Annotated in this window: 16 protein-coding genes; all 16 read left to right on the top strand. The window is 47.8% G+C overall.

Annotated elements, in window-relative coordinates; all coding sequences use genetic code 11:
• The first annotated feature begins 169 nt into the window (after nt 1-169).
• The 16 genes from tilS (at nt 170) to lysS (ending at nt 15,856) form a co-directional block, all read left to right on the top strand.
• Nucleotides 170-1,558: a tRNA lysidine(34) synthetase TilS gene (gene tilS, locus ABU165_RS23510; protein ID WP_318061041.1), complete on the top strand. Its 1,389-nt coding sequence runs from the start codon at nt 170-172 to the stop codon at nt 1,556-1,558.
• 22 nt (nt 1,559-1,580) lie between these two features.
• Nucleotides 1,581-2,126, top strand: coding sequence for a hypoxanthine phosphoribosyltransferase (gene hpt / locus ABU165_RS23505; RefSeq protein ID WP_009796150.1), 546 nt, complete (start codon nt 1,581-1,583; stop codon nt 2,124-2,126).
• Between the two features lie 143 nt (nt 2,127-2,269).
• Nucleotides 2,270-4,258 (top strand): ATP-dependent zinc metalloprotease FtsH, encoded by a 1,989-nt coding sequence (gene ftsH / locus ABU165_RS23500; protein WP_009796149.1) that lies wholly within the window; start codon nt 2,270-2,272, stop codon nt 4,256-4,258.
• Between the two features lie 247 nt (nt 4,259-4,505).
• Nucleotides 4,506-5,285 carry a type III pantothenate kinase gene (locus ABU165_RS23495; protein WP_165352714.1) on the top strand — a complete coding sequence of 260 codons (780 nt, stop codon included), beginning with the start codon at nt 4,506-4,508 and terminating at the stop codon, nt 5,283-5,285.
• Nucleotides 5,286-5,312: 27 nt separating this feature from the next.
• Entirely contained in the window at nt 5,313-6,191 is an 879-nt protein-coding gene (gene hslO / locus ABU165_RS23490) for an Hsp33 family molecular chaperone HslO (RefSeq protein ID WP_009796146.1), read from the top strand.
• Between the two features lie 24 nt (nt 6,192-6,215).
• Nucleotides 6,216-7,106 (top strand): peptidyl-prolyl cis-trans isomerase, encoded by an 891-nt coding sequence (locus ABU165_RS23485; protein ID WP_009796145.1) that lies wholly within the window; start codon nt 6,216-6,218, stop codon nt 7,104-7,106.
• 221 nt (nt 7,107-7,327) lie between these two features.
• A complete protein-coding gene (cysK, locus tag ABU165_RS23480) occupies nt 7,328-8,251 on the top strand; it encodes a cysteine synthase A (protein WP_022543210.1) in 924 nt (307 codons plus the stop codon).
• Nucleotides 8,252-8,377: 126 nt separating this feature from the next.
• Nucleotides 8,378-9,793 (top strand): anthranilate synthase component I family protein, encoded by a 1,416-nt coding sequence (locus tag ABU165_RS23475; protein ID WP_318061040.1) that lies wholly within the window; start codon nt 8,378-8,380, stop codon nt 9,791-9,793.
• Nucleotides 9,790-10,380, top strand: coding sequence for an aminodeoxychorismate/anthranilate synthase component II (gene pabA, locus ABU165_RS23470; RefSeq protein WP_009796142.1), 591 nt, complete (start codon nt 9,790-9,792; stop codon nt 10,378-10,380). Before ABU165_RS23475 ends, pabA begins: the two co-directional genes overlap by 4 nt.
• A gap of 2 nt (nt 10,381-10,382) precedes the next feature.
• A complete protein-coding gene (pabC, locus tag ABU165_RS23465; RefSeq protein WP_224952366.1) occupies nt 10,383-11,258 on the top strand; it encodes an aminodeoxychorismate lyase in 876 nt (291 codons plus the stop codon).
• A complete protein-coding gene (gene folP / locus ABU165_RS23460; RefSeq protein WP_094769618.1) occupies nt 11,255-12,091 on the top strand; it encodes a dihydropteroate synthase in 837 nt (278 codons plus the stop codon). Before pabC ends, folP begins: the two co-directional genes overlap by 4 nt.
• Entirely contained in the window at nt 12,084-12,443 is a 360-nt protein-coding gene (gene folB / locus ABU165_RS23455) for a dihydroneopterin aldolase (RefSeq protein ID WP_009796139.1), read from the top strand. Before folP ends, folB begins: the two co-directional genes overlap by 8 nt.
• Before the next feature lie 2 nt (nt 12,444-12,445).
• Entirely contained in the window at nt 12,446-12,973 is a 528-nt protein-coding gene (gene folK, locus ABU165_RS23450; protein ID WP_318061039.1) for a 2-amino-4-hydroxy-6-hydroxymethyldihydropteridine diphosphokinase, read from the top strand.
• Nucleotides 12,925-13,140, top strand: a complete 216-nt coding sequence (locus ABU165_RS23445; protein ID WP_009796137.1) for a helix-turn-helix domain-containing protein — start codon at nt 12,925-12,927, stop codon at nt 13,138-13,140. The genes folK and ABU165_RS23445 overlap by 49 nt, the downstream gene beginning before the upstream one ends.
• Nucleotides 13,141-13,170: 30 nt before the next feature.
• Nucleotides 13,171-14,163, top strand: coding sequence for a tRNA dihydrouridine synthase DusB (dusB, locus tag ABU165_RS23440; RefSeq protein ID WP_022543213.1), 993 nt, complete (start codon nt 13,171-13,173; stop codon nt 14,161-14,163).
• Between the two features lie 235 nt (nt 14,164-14,398).
• Entirely contained in the window at nt 14,399-15,856 is a 1,458-nt protein-coding gene (lysS, locus tag ABU165_RS23435) for a lysine--tRNA ligase (protein WP_318061048.1), read from the top strand.
• Nucleotides 15,857-16,226 lie beyond the last annotated feature (370 nt).

The raw sequence follows: 16,226 nt of genomic DNA, 5'->3' as shown, positions 1-16,226 counted from the left end.
GGAGCAGGCAGAAGCCCCCTGGATGCGATATGCATTCCATCAGGGTTATGCTTTGGAGATTGCAGGCAAAGATGCTATTCTTAATATAGTAGTTTCCTTCAATAAGGTTATTCACCCATCACCAGGGGTATAAGGGACTATAGATTTTTCAGGTAAGGAAGAATTTATTATGCTTGATGCAAAAGCCGAAGCTTTCCTTCGGCATCATGGTGTGCGGCTTGAAGGCAAAAAGGTGCTTGTAGGCGTGTCCGGAGGCCCCGATTCCCTTGCACTTCTCCACCTGCTGTGGAAAAAACGCAAGGTGTGGGGAGCTGAACCCGCGGCGATTCATTTTGACCATATGTTCAGGGGTGAGGAATCCTATCAGGAAGCCCGGTTTGTCCAATCCTTTTGTGAAGAGCGGAACATTCCGTTTGAGATGAGGAGGGAGGATGTATCGGCATATATGAAGGAATCCGGTAAAAGCTCCCAGACGGCGGCGCGCGAATGCCGGTACCGCTTTTTTGAAGAGGCCATGAAGGCATCAGGGGCATCATACCTGGCACTCGGCCATCATGGGGATGATCAGATGGAAACCATCCTGATGCGGCTGACAAGAGGCAGCACAGGGGAAGCAAGATCAGGGATCCCTTTCTCCCGTCCGTTTGGCGGCGGGGAGATCATCCGTCCTTTCCTGTGCCTTGAGCGGGGAGAGATTGAAGAGTATTGTTTAAGCAATGAGCTGGACCCCCGAAGAGATCCGAGCAATGAAAAGGATGTTTACAGCCGAAACCGTTTCAGGAGAAACGTCCTACCATTCCTGAAGTCGGAAAACCCGCAGGCCCATGTTCATTTTCAGCGCTTCAGCGAAGAGCTGCGCGGCGATGAACAGCTCCTTCAGGAATTAACGGCCCGGGAAATGAATACAGTAATGAAGAAGAAGGAAGATGCCGAAATCACGATTGATGCAGAACGCTTCATGCTAATGCCAATGCCTTTACAAAGGAGAGGTATTCAACTAATATTAAACTATCTCTATCAAGAGAGGCCTGCATCATTATCCGCCTTACATATTGAGAAGATATTTTCAATATTGAACAATCCTCATCCTTCCGGTTCACTTGATTTCCCAAACGGCTTAAAAATTGTGCGATCATACGGCTTTTGCCATTTCAGGTACAGCCACTCTGAGGTGCAAGCCTATCGTTTTAAGATAAATCAGCCCGGAAAAATCGAGCTTCCGAGCGCCGGTGCCCTACTGGCAGGAGAGAGCGGAGATCATAGAGGAACGGCAGATCTGAATTGCTTTGAAGTCAGCAGGGATAATGTGCGTTTTCCGCTTATTGTCCGCACCCGCGAAGCCGGGGACAGAATGACGATAAAAGGAATGAACGGGACGAAAAAAGTGAAATCTATTTTTATCGACAGGAAAATCCCTTTGCATGAACGGGACAGCTGGCCCATCGTGACTGACAGCAGCGGGGAAATCCTCTGGATTCCCGGATTGAGCAAATCTGCTTATATGCTGCCTGCAGGTTCTGACACCAGGAATATTTTTTTAACATATATAAAGCATTGATCTTCTAGGGGGCACACTATTCATGAAAAACGATATCGAAAAAGTACTAATTTCCGAAGAGGAACTCCAGGCAAAGACTAAAGAGCTTGCCCAGCAGCTGACTGAGGAATATATGGACCGCTATCCTTTGGCAATCGGCGTCCTGAAAGGGGCAATGCCTTTCATGGGAGACCTTTTGAAGCGCATTGATACGTATCTTGAGATGGACTTTATGGACGTTTCCAGCTACGGCAATTCAACAGTCTCTTCCGGAGAAGTCAAAATCCTGAAAGACCTGGATACTTCAGTGGAAGGCAGGGACATCCTGATCATTGAAGACATCATCGACAGCGGCCTGACACTAAGCTATCTGGTTGAACTGTTCCGCTACAGGAAAGCAAAAAGCATCAAGATTGTCACTCTTCTGGATAAACCGACCGGCAGAAAGGCAGATATCAAAGCCGATTATGTAGGGTTCATCGTTCCGGATGAATTCGTGGTTGGCTATGGCCTTGACTATGCGGAAAGATACCGCAACCTTCCATATATAGGGGTTTTGAAGCCTGAAGTATACACAAACAATGATTAAGCAATCCTATATGTGAGAGGTTTATGACAAGCCTTGCTAAAAGCATGGACCAGCCCGGTTTTCAAAAGTGTAATTTCTTGAATTGGCATGATTTACTATGATACTATACAATATAGTTTGTTTACCGTGGGAGGAGGTAAGGGATGAATCGGATCTTCCGGAATACCATCTTTTATTTATTAATCTTTTTAGTCATTATAGGCGTTGTCAGCTTCTTTAACGGCAACAATGAGCCGACAGACCATATATCTTATGACGAATTCGTCGGTTACCTGGACAGCGGCGAGGTAACAGAGCTTTCAATGCAGCCTGAGCGCGGGGTATTTGAGGTGCGGGGCAAGCTTGAAGGCTATGATGAAGATAAATTCTTTATCACATATGTATGGAACAGCGACAATCTGCTGGACCGCATAGATGAGGCGGCAGCCAATGCGAAGGTGGATGTACAGCCTGCCAAGGAAACGAGCGGCTGGGTAACATTCTTCACTAGCATCATTCCGTTCATCATCATTTTCATCCTGTTCTTCTTCCTGCTTAATCAAGCACAGGGCGGCGGCAGCCGGGTCATGAACTTCGGCAAGAGCAAAGCCAAGCTTTATAGTGAAGAAAAAAAGAAAGTCCGCTTCAAGGATGTTGCTGGTGCGGATGAAGAAAAGCAAGAACTTGTAGAAGTCGTCGAGTTCCTGAAGGATCCACGCAAATTCGCGGATCTTGGGGCCCGAATTCCTAAAGGGGTGCTTCTGGTCGGACCTCCGGGTACCGGTAAAACCCTGCTGGCGCGTGCTGTTGCCGGTGAAGCAGGCGTACCGTTCTTCTCGATCAGCGGTTCCGATTTCGTTGAAATGTTTGTTGGTGTCGGTGCATCCCGTGTGCGTGACCTGTTTGAGAACGCCAAGAAAAATGCACCGTGTATTATATTCATTGATGAGATTGATGCAGTGGGACGCCAGCGTGGCGCCGGACTTGGCGGAGGCCATGATGAGCGCGAACAGACGCTGAACCAATTGCTTGTTGAAATGGATGGATTCGGGGCTAACGAAGGAATCATCATCGTAGCCGCAACGAACCGTCCGGATATTCTTGACCCGGCCCTTCTGCGTCCGGGACGATTTGACCGCCAGATCACTGTTGACCGTCCGGACGTTAATGGACGTGAAGCAGTACTGAAGGTACATGCCCGCAATAAGCCGCTTGATGAGTCTGTAAATCTGAAGGCTATTGCAGCAAGGACGCCAGGCTTCTCAGGTGCCGACCTTGAAAACTTATTGAATGAGGCTGCCCTTGTCGCGGCACGCCAGAATAAGAAAAAAGTCGATATGACCGATATTGATGAGGCGACGGACAGAGTTATAGCCGGACCTGCCAAGAAAAGCCGCGTCATTTCCAAGAAAGAAAGAAATATCGTGGCATTCCATGAAGCCGGGCATACTGTGATCGGTGTCATGCTGGATGAGGCTGAAATGGTCCATAAGGTAACCATCGTTCCACGCGGCCAGGCTGGCGGATATGCCGTCATGCTGCCGAAGGAAGACCGATACTTCATGACGAAGCCGGAGCTTTTGGATAAGATTGTCGGCCTCCTGGGCGGACGTGTTGCCGAAGAGATTGTCTTTGGCGAAGTCAGCACAGGCGCGCACAATGACTTCCAGCGCGCAACCGGCATTGCCAGGAGAATGGTGACTGAATTCGGTATGAGCGATAAGCTCGGACCGCTTCAGTTCGGACAGTCCCAGGGCCAAGTGTTCCTTGGCAGGGACTTCAACAACGAGCAGAACTACTCTGATGCGATTGCCTACGAAATCGACCTGGAAATCCAGCGCATCATTAAAGAGTGTTATGAAAAAGCAAGAAAAGTCCTTACAGAAAACCGCGATAAGCTTGACTTGATTGCCAACACACTTCTGGAAGTTGAAACTCTTGATGCTGAACAGATCAAGAGCCTTGTGGACAATGGCAAGCTGCCTGACCGCAAAGTGATCGACGCAAGCACAGATGATGTGAAGGTCAATATCAACATCAAGAAAGATGAAGATGCTGTGAAGGAAATCCATCCGGCAGATTCAAATGATCCGGTTGCACCTAAGGATGATGCCGGCCCAACCGGCAGCGCTGACGAAAAGCGCGACCTATAATCGACAAAGAAGCTGACTCAGGAAAGCCACAATCTGGCCGCCTGAGTCAGCTTTTTGCTTTTTGGGAAACAATAAGGGTATCTTTAAATGGGCACAGGCTCAGCAGCAGCGTCTGTTTTCAGGCATGCAGGATCTCCTGGCGGGCAAGGACAGGGTGCAGGTCTTTTTCTATTACGATTCGGCAGGAGTTGTGATATGATGTTGGCAGTGTGTTTGTGTTAGAAAAATTATAAAAGTGGTGAGAATGTTGATCTTTGTATTTGACGTGGGAAATACAAATATTGTGCTTGGTGTATATGATGGCGAAGAGCTGAAGCACCATTGGAGAATAGAGACGAACCGGAATAAAACAGAAGATGAATATGGGATGATCGTGAAATCTCTTTTTGAGCATGTGAATCTCTCATTTTCTAACATAGATGGCATCATTATTTCTTCGGTTGTGCCGCCGATCATGTTTGCGCTTGAAAGAATGTGCCAGAAGTACTTTCATCATAAGCCCCTTGTCGTTGGCCCCGGCATTAAGACCGGTCTTAATATCAAGTATGAAAATCCGCGCGAGGTGGGCGCTGACAGGATCGTCAATGCAGTTGCAGCCATCCATGAGTATGGCGGACCGCTTATCATCGTCGATTTTGGGACTGCGACAACTTACTGCTATATTAATGCTGATAAGCAGTATATGGGCGGAGCAATTGCACCAGGCGTCAACATTTCGACTGAGGCATTATATTCAAAGGCCGCTAAGCTTCCGAGGATAGAAATTGCCCGTCCTGAACATATTGTCGGCAAGAATACGGTAGCCGCCATGCAATCAGGCATTGTGTACGGATATGTTGGACAGGTAGAGGGCATCGTGAAGAGGATGAAGGACCAGAGTGATGAAAATCCATTGGTCATTGCCACCGGTGGACTTGCCAATCTGATTGCCCAGGAATCAAATATGATCGACATTGTCGACCCGTTTTTAACATTGAAAGGATTACAGTTAATTTATAAACGAAATAGGGAAAGTATAAAGAAATAGGAAATACAGCTTTGAAAGGAGTACAAGATGGAAGATTATTTGATTAAGGCGCTTGCCTTTAATGGACAGGTGCGTGCGTACGCTGCCCGCAGCACAGATACGGTGGGAGAGGCGCAAAGAAGGCATTACACGTGGCCGACGGCTTCTGCTGCTCTTGGCAGGGCAATGACTGCAGGTGTGATGATGGGGGCGATGCTGAAAGGCGAGGAAAAGCTGACCATCAAAATTGAAGGCGGCGGCCCGCTTGGCCCAATCCTGGTTGACAGCAATTCTAAGGGAGAGGTCCGCGGCTATGTGACACATCCGCAGACCCATTTCGACTTGAATGAGCAAGGGAAGCTGGATGTCCGCAGGGCAGTCGGTACTGATGGCATGCTGACTGTCGTCAAGGACATCGGGATGAGAGAGCATTTCACAGGACAGGTGCCAATCGTTTCAGGTGAGCTTGGAGAGGATTTCACTTATTATTTTGCTATGTCTGAGCAGCTTCCTTCCTCTGTCGGAGTCGGTGTTCTTGTAAATCCGGACAATACGATTCTTGCCTCTGGAGGGTTCATTCTTCAGCTCCTTCCAGGAACAGATGAAGAGACAATTACAAGAATTGAGAACAGGCTGAAGGAAATTCCTCCTGTGTCCAAGCTGATTGAAAAAGGCCTTACACCGGAAGAGCTCTTGAATGAGATTCTTGGAGAGGGAAATGTCAAGATTCTGGAAAAAATGCCAGTATCCTTTGAATGCACATGCTCCAAGGAGCGGTTTGCAACGAGCATCATCAGCCTGGGCAGGGATGAGATCCAGGATATGATCGATACAGACGGCGAAGCAGAAGCCCAATGCCATTTCTGCAACGAAAAATACCATTACTCAAAAGAAGAGCTTGAGGCACTAAAAAGCGAAGCGGTATAAAGCTGTTTTCTGGGGGAGGAAACTGTGAAAAAAAAGCATCTTTGGCTGATTATTGCCAGCCTGTTCGTTTTGAACATCATTTTTATCTTATTATTGACTATCAGGCCAGCTGTGCTGTTTGCCGGCAGCGGGGAAACAGTGGCCGAGGTCGGAAAAGATAAAATTACGAGAGAAGAATGGCTGAACGAAATGGAGCAGCGCTATGGCAAGGAAGTGCTGAATGATCTGATTGACCAGAAAGTGATCGGAGCCATGGCGGAGAAATACGATGTTGAGGTATCAAAGGATGCGGTCGAAAGGGAGCTCACGCTGGTCAAAACCATGTACCAGGGCAACCGGCTGCAGCAGCTTGATGAAAGCAAGTGGAAGGAGCAGATTAAATACAGCCTGCTCCTGGAGGAACTGCTGACAAGGGATGTTGTGGTGACTGAAGAGGAAATGAAGGACTATTATGATCAAAATAAGAGTCTTTTTCAGGTTCCGGATTCCTATCATATTTCCCAAATTGTCGTTAAAACAAAAAAGGAAGCTGAACAGACCATAAAAGAGCTTGAAAATGGCTCCAGCTTCCCGGTACTGGCCATGGAGAGGTCGATTGATGAATTCACCGCAAACCAGGGCGGGGAAACTGGCTTCATCAGCGAAGAGGATGAGCGCTTTTCACAGGATTTCATTGATGAAGCGGCAAAGCTGAAAGAAGGGGAATGGAGTGAACCGGTTGAAGTAGAGGACGGGTATGCAGTAATCCTGCTGCATGAGCATCTGGATGGACGCAATTATGCTTTCAAGGATGTGAAAAACCAAATCCGCCGGCAGGTCGCTCTCGAGCAGATGGACACCCCAGCTTCGGCCAAACCTTTCTGGAATGAAATCAAGGTCGACTCTTTCTATGATAAACAGGAAGAAAAGCAATAGGATGAAAACGGACAGGCAGCCTGTCCGTTTTTGTTTATCCGCAACATAAAGGCAGGCATGAGGGTATATAATACTACATAGTGAATTCCAAGGCTCCTTTATTAAAAGAAAATTCTAAAAAATAGGGTCGATTTGACTGCATATTGATTGACAATTCTCTGTTGCGCTGTTAAGTTTTTTATAAAACCAATAAAAATACTCGGATTAGGGAGCGGATGTAAATGGTGCGTGTAGCAAACTCGATTACAGAATTGGTCGGGCAGACCCCGATCGTCAAATTGAACCGGCTGACAGATGACAATAGTGCTGATGTTTACTTGAAGCTGGAATATATGAATCCAGGCAGCAGCGTCAAGGACCGGATTGCGCTTGCCATGATTGAAGCTGCTGAACAGGATGGGAATCTGAAAGCCGGTGATACAATCATCGAACCGACTTCAGGGAACACTGGGATCGGACTGGCGATGGTCGCAGCAGCGAAAGGCTATAAGGCCATCCTCGTCATGCCGGAAACGATGAGTATGGAGCGCCGCAATCTTCTTCGCGCTTATGGAGCGGAGCTTGTGCTCACTCCAGGGCCTGAGGGAATGGGAGGAGCGATCCGCAAGGCTGAAGAGCTGGCGAAGGAGCATGGCTATTTCATGCCTCAGCAATTCAAGAACGAAGCCAATCCAGAGGTCCACAGAAGGACAACAGGAAAGGAAATTGCTGAACAGATGGATCAGGTCGACGCTTTCATCTCAGGAATCGGCACTGGCGGAACGATCACAGGTGCCGGAGAGGTGCTTAAGGAGAAGTTTGGCTCAGTTAAGATTTATGCGGTAGAGCCCGCAGATTCACCGGTCCTCTCCGGCGGGAAGCCGGGCCCTCACAAAATCCAGGGCATAGGCGCCGGGTTTGTACCGGATATCCTTGATACTGAAGTATATGACGGGGTAATCAAGGTAACGAATGATGATGCCTTTGAATATGCCCGCCGTGCGGCAAAAGAAGAGGGAATCCTGGGTGGAATCTCATCAGGTGCAGCCATCTATGCGGCCCTCAAAGTTGCCAAAGAGCTCGGAAAAGGCAAGAAAGTCCTTGCTATCATCCCGAGCAACGGGGAGCGCTATTTGAGCACACCGCTGTACCAGTTCGAAGAATAGAAGATACAAAGAGCAGCAGCCGCCCGGCTGCTGTTTTTTTCTGCTTTTACAGAGAGCAGAGGACCTGTCCTGGCGGCTCCAAATCATGTATGATGAAAAGTAGTTATTGGGATGGGAGTGTTCAGTTTGGAGAAGCTGTCAATCTACAGCAGGAGAACTGCTTATACATATACAGAGTTTTATCAGCATTACCGTCATTTATCTGCAGGCAAAGAGAATCATGTCCTCCTGGAGAGCGGACGTGGCGGAAGGTACAGCATGGCAGCCTTTGACCCGGAAGTGATCTTGACTGGCCGGGGCGTGCAGCTTAAGGCTGTAACCCAAGCAGGTACAGAGCTGCTGGAAGGTAATCCGCTTCATTGCCTGAAGGAATATATGGGCCGCTATGAAGCTGACAGGCTGGAAGAGCTGCCGGACTTCCAGGGAGGGGCAATTGGATATATTAGCTATGATTATGCAAGATATGTTGAAAAGCTCCCAGTCTGGTCAAAAGACGACCTAGAGCTTCCTGATGTCCATTTTTTTCTGTTCAGGGAATGGTTTGTCTTTGATCATGAAGAGGAGGAACTCTGGCTTCTGTTTTTATATGATTCCTCAGTTGATGCCGGCCGTATTGAAAAAAGGGCGGATGACTGGGTGAGCCGCTGGACAGGCACTGTTCCTGCCCTTTATATCCCGGAAAAAACACAGGCTGGCGAAGATCTTGAAGTATCAATGAAAGAAGAAGAATTCAAGGAAGCGGTAAGCAGGATTCAGGATTACATCTCCAAGGGGGATGTATTCCAGGTTAATCTGTCGGTTAGGCAGACAAGACCGATCGGTGTCGAAGCGATTGATGTGTACGACCAGCTCCGCCAGCTCAATCCGTCGCCATATATGGCTTTTATCCATACACCTGATTACCAGATTGTCAGCGGTTCGCCTGAGCTGCTGGTCAAGAAGAACGGGCAGGAGATCAGCACGCGGCCGATAGCGGGCACTAGATCGAGAGGGGCCGATGAAGCGGAGGACCTGAGGCTTGCCGAGGAATTGATCCAGAATGAGAAGGAGCGGGCAGAGCATGTCATGCTTGTAGACCTGGAGCGGAATGACCTCGGCCGTGTTGCCGAATACGGATCAGTGGAAGTGAATGAATTCATGGTGATTGAAAAGTACTCCCATGTGATGCATATTGTTTCCAATGTCAGGGGAGTTCTCGCACAAGGCAAATCTCCCTATGATGTCATAGATGCTGTTTTTCCCGGCGGGACGATTACCGGGGCGCCGAAGATCAGGACGATGGAGATCATTGAAGAGCTGGAGCCTGTCAGAAGGGGCTTGTATACAGGATCAATCGGATGGATCGGCTTCAACGGGGATATGGAGCTGAATATCGTCATCCGCACAATGCTCGTAAAAGACGGCAAGGCCCATGTGCAGGCAGGAGCCGGCATTGTCATCGACTCCAATCCGAAGCATGAATATAAAGAATCACTCAAAAAAGCGATGGCCCTCTGGAAGGCGAAGGAGCTGGCCGAGAATGGCGGGGAGCATCTGATATGATCTATATGATTGATAACTTTGATTCATTTACCTATAATCTCGTTCAATATTTGGGGGAACTGGGAGAAGAGCTGGTTGTAAAAAGAAATGATGAGGCGGCACTGGAGGACATTGCAGCAGCCAGCCCTTCTTTTCTGATGATCTCCCCAGGACCCTGCAGCCCGAATGAAGCAGGAATCAGCCTGGAAGCGATCTCCCATTTTGCAGGAAAGATCCCCATTTTTGGCGTCTGCCTTGGTCACCAGTCTCTTGCCCAGTCATTCGGCGGGGATGTTGTGCAGGCAGAAAGGCTGATGCATGGGAAAACCTCGGAAATCTACCATGACGGCAAAACCATTTTTGCCGGTTTGCCGAACCCTTTCCCGGCAACCAGATATCACTCTTTGATTGTGAAAAAAGAAACCCTGCCAGACTGCTTTGAAATTTCTGCATGGACAGAGGAAGGCGAAATCATGGCCATCCGCCATAAAACCTTGAGTGCAGAAGGTGTCCAGTTCCATCCAGAATCCATCATGACACAGTCGGGGAAAGTACTATTAAGCAACTTCATCGCCCATTATAAAAATGCTAAGATGGTTGGGGCTTAAGTATGCATATTTTAATAAACGACCGGCTTGTTTCAGCTGAAGAAGCGGTGATTTCGCCTTTTGACCATGGCTTTCTCTACGGAATGGGGCTTTTCGAAACATTCAGGGTATATGATGGCCATCCGTTTCTGCTGGATGATCATCTGGACAGGCTTAACCGGGGGCTCAGCACTCTCAATATCGAAGCTGCTTTTTCAAGAGAGGAACTAGCGGGGAAAATCAGCATGGTGCTGGAACGGAATGGCTGCACAAATGCCAATGTAAGGCTGAATGTATCTGCAGGCATTGAAGAGCTTGGCCTCCCCCCTGATGTTTACAGCAGCCCCCAGACGATCCTTTTTGCACGGCCGCTGCCGCCAGCGGGGGAAATGGCGGAAAAACAGCTGGTCCTCCTCAAAATGAGGCGCAATACGCCAGAGGGGGATGAACGGCTGAAGTCCCACCACTATATGAACAACATCCTTGCTAAAAGAGAGCTTGGGAATACACCTGGACAGGAAGGGATCTTTCTGACAAAAGAAGGGTTTCTGGCTGAAGGGGTTGTCTCTAATCTTTTCTGGACGAAAGGGAATATTTTATATACCCCATCCTTGGAAACGGGCATCCTGAACGGCATCACCAGGCAATTTGTGCTGCTGCTTGCCGAAAAAAATGGCCTGCAGGTGCAGGAAGGCTTTTATCAGGCAGAGGAAATGATGCGTGCAGACGAAGTGTTTGTTACCAACTCCATTCAGGAGATTGCACCTGCCGCAAGCTTTGCCGGTGTTTCTTTTCCAGGGGGCGCCGGCCTTCTTGCCGGAATGCTGCACAAAGAGTACAGGAAATACAGCAGTCATCTATGGGGACGAGAAGGACTTCTAATGGAGGGACAGAGATGAACAGACAAATCATAAATTGCGGGCCATATGAGCTGGACTATGGAAAAAAAACATTAGTGATGGGGATCCTGAACGCGACCCCCGACTCTTTTTCTGACGGAGGAAAATACTTTGATGCTGACAAGGCGGTGAAGCATGCGCTGGAGATGGCTGCTAACGGAGCTGATATCATTGACGTGGGCGGGGAATCGACAAGGCCGGGCTTTGACGAGGTTTCTGCAGAAGAAGAGCTTGAGCGGGTGATTCCGGTGATCAGGGCGGTTGCGAAGGAAGTGCCTCTGCCAATCTCGATCGATACCTATAAAGCGGCTGTGGCAGAAGAAGCCATCAGCGCGGGCGCCCACATCATCAACGATGTGTGGGGGGCGAAGAAGGACCCTAAGATGGCAGAAACGGCATCAAGGCTTGAGGTACCCATCATCCTGATGCACAACCGGGAAAACAGGGATTATTCCGTATTTGTCCGAGATGTGCTCAATGATCTGTATGAAAGCATCCATATTGCCAGGAATGCGGGGGTTAAAGAGGAAAATATCATTCTTGACCCGGGAATCGGGTTTGCGAAAAACCTGCCTTACAATCTTGAGATGATGAGGAATCTTGACACAATCACCAGTCTCGGTTATCCGGTGCTTCTGGGTACCTCAAGGAAATCTTTTATCGGCACCATCCTTGATCTCCCTGTGGAGGAAAGGGTGGAAGGAACAGGGGCAACCGTCTGCTATGGCATCCAAAAAGGCTGCCAGATCATCAGGATCCATGATGTAAAGGAGATGAGCCGTCTGGCGAAAATGATGGATGCCCTGATGGGGAAGGGGGAGCTGCATGGATAAAATATATTTAAATAATATGAAATTCTATGGCTATCATGGTGTTTTTCCCGAAGAAACAAAGCTAGGACAGCGTTTTGCTGTTGATGTAATTGTAGAGACGGATTTAGAGAAAGCGGGTAAAAGCGACAATCTCGAGGATTCCATCAATTATGGAGAGATCTATCAGGTCTGCAAAGAGGTTGTTGAAGGAAAGCCGTTCAAACTCGTAGAAGCGCTGGCTGAAAAAATATCTGCTGAGATGCTGGGGCGGTTCCCTGCAATCAGCTCAGTAACCGTCAGAGTCATCAAGCCGGATCCGCCGATCCCTGGCCACTATGATTCTGTAGCAGTTGAAATTACAAGGGGACGATAAGCGTGGAAAATAGGGTATTTATCGCATTGGGCTCCAATATGGGGGACAGAGCGGCGAATCTCAAGGAAGCCATCCGAATGCTTTCAGAGCATCCTGGAATAGATTTGGCAAGTTATTCTTCCATTTATGAAACAGATCCGGTCGGCTACGAGGACCAGGGGGAATTCTTAAATATGGTCATAGCTGCAGATACAGACAGATCGCCGCATGAATTGCTGGAAGCATGCATGTCCATCGAGCAGAAGATTGGCAGAAAAAGGGATATCCGGTGGGGTCCGCGCACTATAGACCTTGACATTCTGCTGTATAATCATGAAAATATGATAACAGAGGACCTTATCATTCCTCATCCCCGAATGAAGGAACGGGCATTTGTCATTGTGCCTCTTGCTGAAATAGGGGAGAGAACGGATGTTCCGGTAATGGACACGCCTCTTGAAGCATTGCTGGAGGAAATACCTGATAGAGAAGGAGTGCGAATATGGAAGCAGAAAAATGGGGAAGACGTATTCGGGCTTTTCGAAAATTAAAAGGTTTTACACAGGAAAGCTTTGCGAAGGAGCTGGGTGTCTCAGTCTCTGTACTTGGCGAAATTGAAAGGGGCAATCGTATGCCCGCTGATGATTTCATCGTCCAGGTAGCGCATGTATTGAAAATCAGCATTGAAGAATTAACTCCGACACAGGAGATTGACTAATAGAGATTGAAAGAAACAGGAGGTACCGACATGCTTAAGATTGGCAACATTGAGATGAAGAATCCTGTTGTCCTGGCGCCGATGGCCGGAATCTGCAACTCAGCCTTCCGTCTGACCGTTAAAGAATTCGGGGCAGGCCTCGTCTGTGCCGAAATGATCAGCGATAAAGGAATCGTCATGAAAAATGAAAAGACGATGAACATGCTGTATATAGATGAGCGGGAAAAGCCTTTAAGCCTGCAGATTTTTGGCGGAGAAAAAGATACACTGGTTGAAGCCGCCAAGTTTGTAGATGAAAATACAAACGCTGATATCATTGATATCAATATGGGATGTCCGGTTCCGAAGATCACCAAATGTGATGCCGGCGCCAAGTGGCTGCTGGATCCCGATAAAATTTATGAAATGGTTTCGGCTGTAACAGCGGCTGTTTCAAAGCCTGTAACCGTTAAGATGCGGATGGGCTGGGACGATGACCATATATATGCTGTGCGCAATGCCCAGGCTGTCGAACGTGCCGGAGGAAAGGCAGTTGCCCTTCATGGACGGACGCGTGTACAAATGTATGAAGGCCAGGCAAACTGGGATATTATTAAAGAAGTGAAGCAGAATATCTCCATACCGCTGATTGGAAACGGCGATGTCCAGACTCCGCAGGACGCGAAAAGAATGCTGGAAGAAACAGGGGTGGACGGCGTTATGATTGGACGCGCTGCACTCGGGAATCCGTGGATGATCTACCGTACCGTTAAGTACCTCGAAACGGGGCAGCTGATGGATGAACCATCTGTGCGTGAAAAAATAGATGTATGCATCCTTCACCTTGACCGCCTGATTGCCCTGAAGAGCGAGTATATCGCTGTGCGCGAAATGAGAAAGCATGCGGCCTGGTATCTAAAGGGAATAAGAGGGAATGGCAAGGCCCGCAATGCAGTCAATGAATGCAATACAAGAGAAGAGCTTGTAACTCTCCTTAATGCGCTTGCTCTTGATGCGGAAGCCAAGGAAATCCAGGCAGGCTAACATGCTATCATTTTCTTCTCTATCTGAAACACTTTTGTTATAATTAGAAACTGCCAGTGGTTTGCTGGCAGTTTTTCGCTATTTCTGCATTTATGATGTCTGTTTCACGTCAATTGTGTAAAATAATAGAAGTATACAAAACAAACCTGATGTTCCTGAATGAGGGTTTACATAAAAAGATCAGTATTGGAGATGATTTTCCGTGAGCGAAAGCCGTGAAGAGTTAAATGACTTAATGAGAGTCCGCAGGGAAAAAATGAATAGCCTGCGGGAAAAAGGAATGGATCCATTCGGTAAGAGATTTGAGCGTTCCCATCAGACCCAGGATTTGATTGATGAGTATGGCGAACAGGAGAAAGAAGCAATCGAAGAACAGAATATTTCTGTCACTCTTGCCGGCCGGATCATGACAAAGCGAGGAAAAGGAAAAGCGGGCTTTGCACACATCCAGGACCTTAAGGGCCAGATCCAGATCTATGTAAGACAGGACGCTATAGGGGAAGAAAGCTATGAAATCTTTAACAGTGCTGATCTTGGCGACCTTGTCGGCGTAACAGGCACACTGTTCAAGACAAAGGTTGGCGAACTTTCCATCAAGGTGGAGGCATTCGAGCTTCTGACCAAGTCACTGCGTCCGCTGCCTGAGAAATTCCACGGCTTAAAGGATGTTGAGCAAAGATACCGCCAGCGCTACCTGGATCTGATCATGAGCCAGGAAAGCAAAAAGACGTTCATTACAAGAAGCCGCATCATTCAATCGATGCGCCGCTATCTGGACAGCCACGGCTATCTTGAAGTGGAAACGCCAATGATGCACTCAATCGCAGGAGGAGCATCTGCACGCCCGTTCATTACCCATCACAATGCTCTTGATATGGAACTGTATATGCGTATCGCAATCGAGCTGCACTTAAAGCGCCTGATTGTGGGCGGGCTGGAGAAAGTGTATGAAATCGGCCGCGTATTCCGTAATGAAGGTGTTTCTACAAGGCATAACCCAGAGTTTACAATGATCGAGCTTTATGAAGCTTATGCAGATTACCGCGATATCATGAGCCTGACCGAAAACCTGGTTGCGCATATAGCTGAAGAAGTCCTTGGAACTACGACTGTCCAATACGGTGACTATGAAGTGAATTTAAAGCCGGAATGGACAAGACTTCATATGGTTGATGCAATTAAGGAGCATACTGGTGTAGACTTCTGGAAACAGATGAGCAAGGAAGAGGCCCAGGCCCTTGCAAAGGAACATAATGTAGAAATCAAAGAAACAATGGAATATGGCCATATCGTCAATGAATTCTTTGAACAGAAAGTAGAAGAAAAGCTGATTCAGCCTACATTCATCTACGGGCATCCTGTTGAGATCTCCCCTCTTGCGAAAAAGAACGAAGAGGATCCGAGATTCACTGACCGCTTTGAATTATTCATTGTTGCCCGTGAGCACGCTAATGCCTTCACGGAGCTGAATGATCCTATCGACCAGCGTGAACGCTTTGAAGCACAGCTGAAAGAGCGCGAGCAAGGAAATGATGAGGCGCATATGATGGATGATGACTTTATTGAAGCCCTTGAATACGGTATGCCGCCGACAGGAGGACTGGGAATCGGGATTGACCGCCTTGTCATGCTCCTGACAAATTCCCCTTCCATCAGGGATGTACTGCTGTTCCCGCTGATGCGCCACCGTTAATAGAAAAAATAAGGCCGCAGCTTTTTTGCCTGCTGGAGGCAGACCCGATCAACCGGGCCTGCCTCCAGCTTTTTTATTATAGAAGGAAATGGGGTTTTTAAGAGCGGGAGCGGACAATTAAGAGAGAAAGATTAGCTCTTGGCCTGCAAGTGTCCACGCTAAGCAAAAGCGGAAAAATAAGAATAGTTTTTCTTTAATAATGGTGTATATTTTTAATAAAAATGTATTGCGCACCTCTTATATAGGTGGTATATTAATATCTGTTGCTGCAAGACAGCAAGCAAGCCAAAAAAAAGAAATAAAAAAACTATTGACTCACTAACTTGGTTGTGATAAGATAGTTAAGTCGCCTAATGAGCGACAACAAAAA

It is taken from the genome of Cytobacillus sp. T106, assembly GCF_040492155.1.
GTDB classification, from domain to species: Bacteria; Bacillota; Bacilli; order Bacillales; family Cytobacillaceae; genus Bacillus_AB; species Bacillus_AB infantis.
This window is presented reverse-complemented; position numbering and strand designations above follow the sequence as displayed.

Excerpts from the sequence above, each read along its gene's own strand:
- dusB (WP_022543213.1), top strand. The coding sequence starts at position 13,171 with ATGCTTAAGATTGGCAACATTGAGATGAAGAATCCTGTTGTCCTGGCG.
- tilS (WP_318061041.1), top strand. The coding sequence starts at position 170 with ATGCTTGATGCAAAAGCCGAAGCTTTCCTTCGGCATCATGGTGTGCGG.
- pabC (WP_224952366.1), top strand. The coding sequence starts at position 10,383 with ATGCATATTTTAATAAACGACCGGCTTGTTTCAGCTGAAGAAGCGGTG.
- folP (WP_094769618.1), top strand. The coding sequence starts at position 11,255 with ATGAACAGACAAATCATAAATTGCGGGCCATATGAGCTGGACTATGGA.
- ftsH (WP_009796149.1), top strand. The coding sequence starts at position 2,270 with ATGAATCGGATCTTCCGGAATACCATCTTTTATTTATTAATCTTTTTA.
- pabA (WP_009796142.1), top strand. The coding sequence starts at position 9,790 with ATGATCTATATGATTGATAACTTTGATTCATTTACCTATAATCTCGTT.
- ABU165_RS23445 (WP_009796137.1), top strand. The coding sequence starts at position 12,925 with ATGGAAGCAGAAAAATGGGGAAGACGTATTCGGGCTTTTCGAAAATTA.
- hslO (WP_009796146.1), top strand. The coding sequence starts at position 5,313 with ATGGAAGATTATTTGATTAAGGCGCTTGCCTTTAATGGACAGGTGCGT.
- folB (WP_009796139.1), top strand. The coding sequence starts at position 12,084 with ATGGATAAAATATATTTAAATAATATGAAATTCTATGGCTATCATGGT.
- lysS (WP_318061048.1), top strand. The coding sequence starts at position 14,399 with ATGAGAGTCCGCAGGGAAAAAATGAATAGCCTGCGGGAAAAAGGAATG.
- hpt (WP_009796150.1), top strand. The coding sequence starts at position 1,581 with ATGAAAAACGATATCGAAAAAGTACTAATTTCCGAAGAGGAACTCCAG.
- cysK (WP_022543210.1), top strand. The coding sequence starts at position 7,328 with ATGGTGCGTGTAGCAAACTCGATTACAGAATTGGTCGGGCAGACCCCG.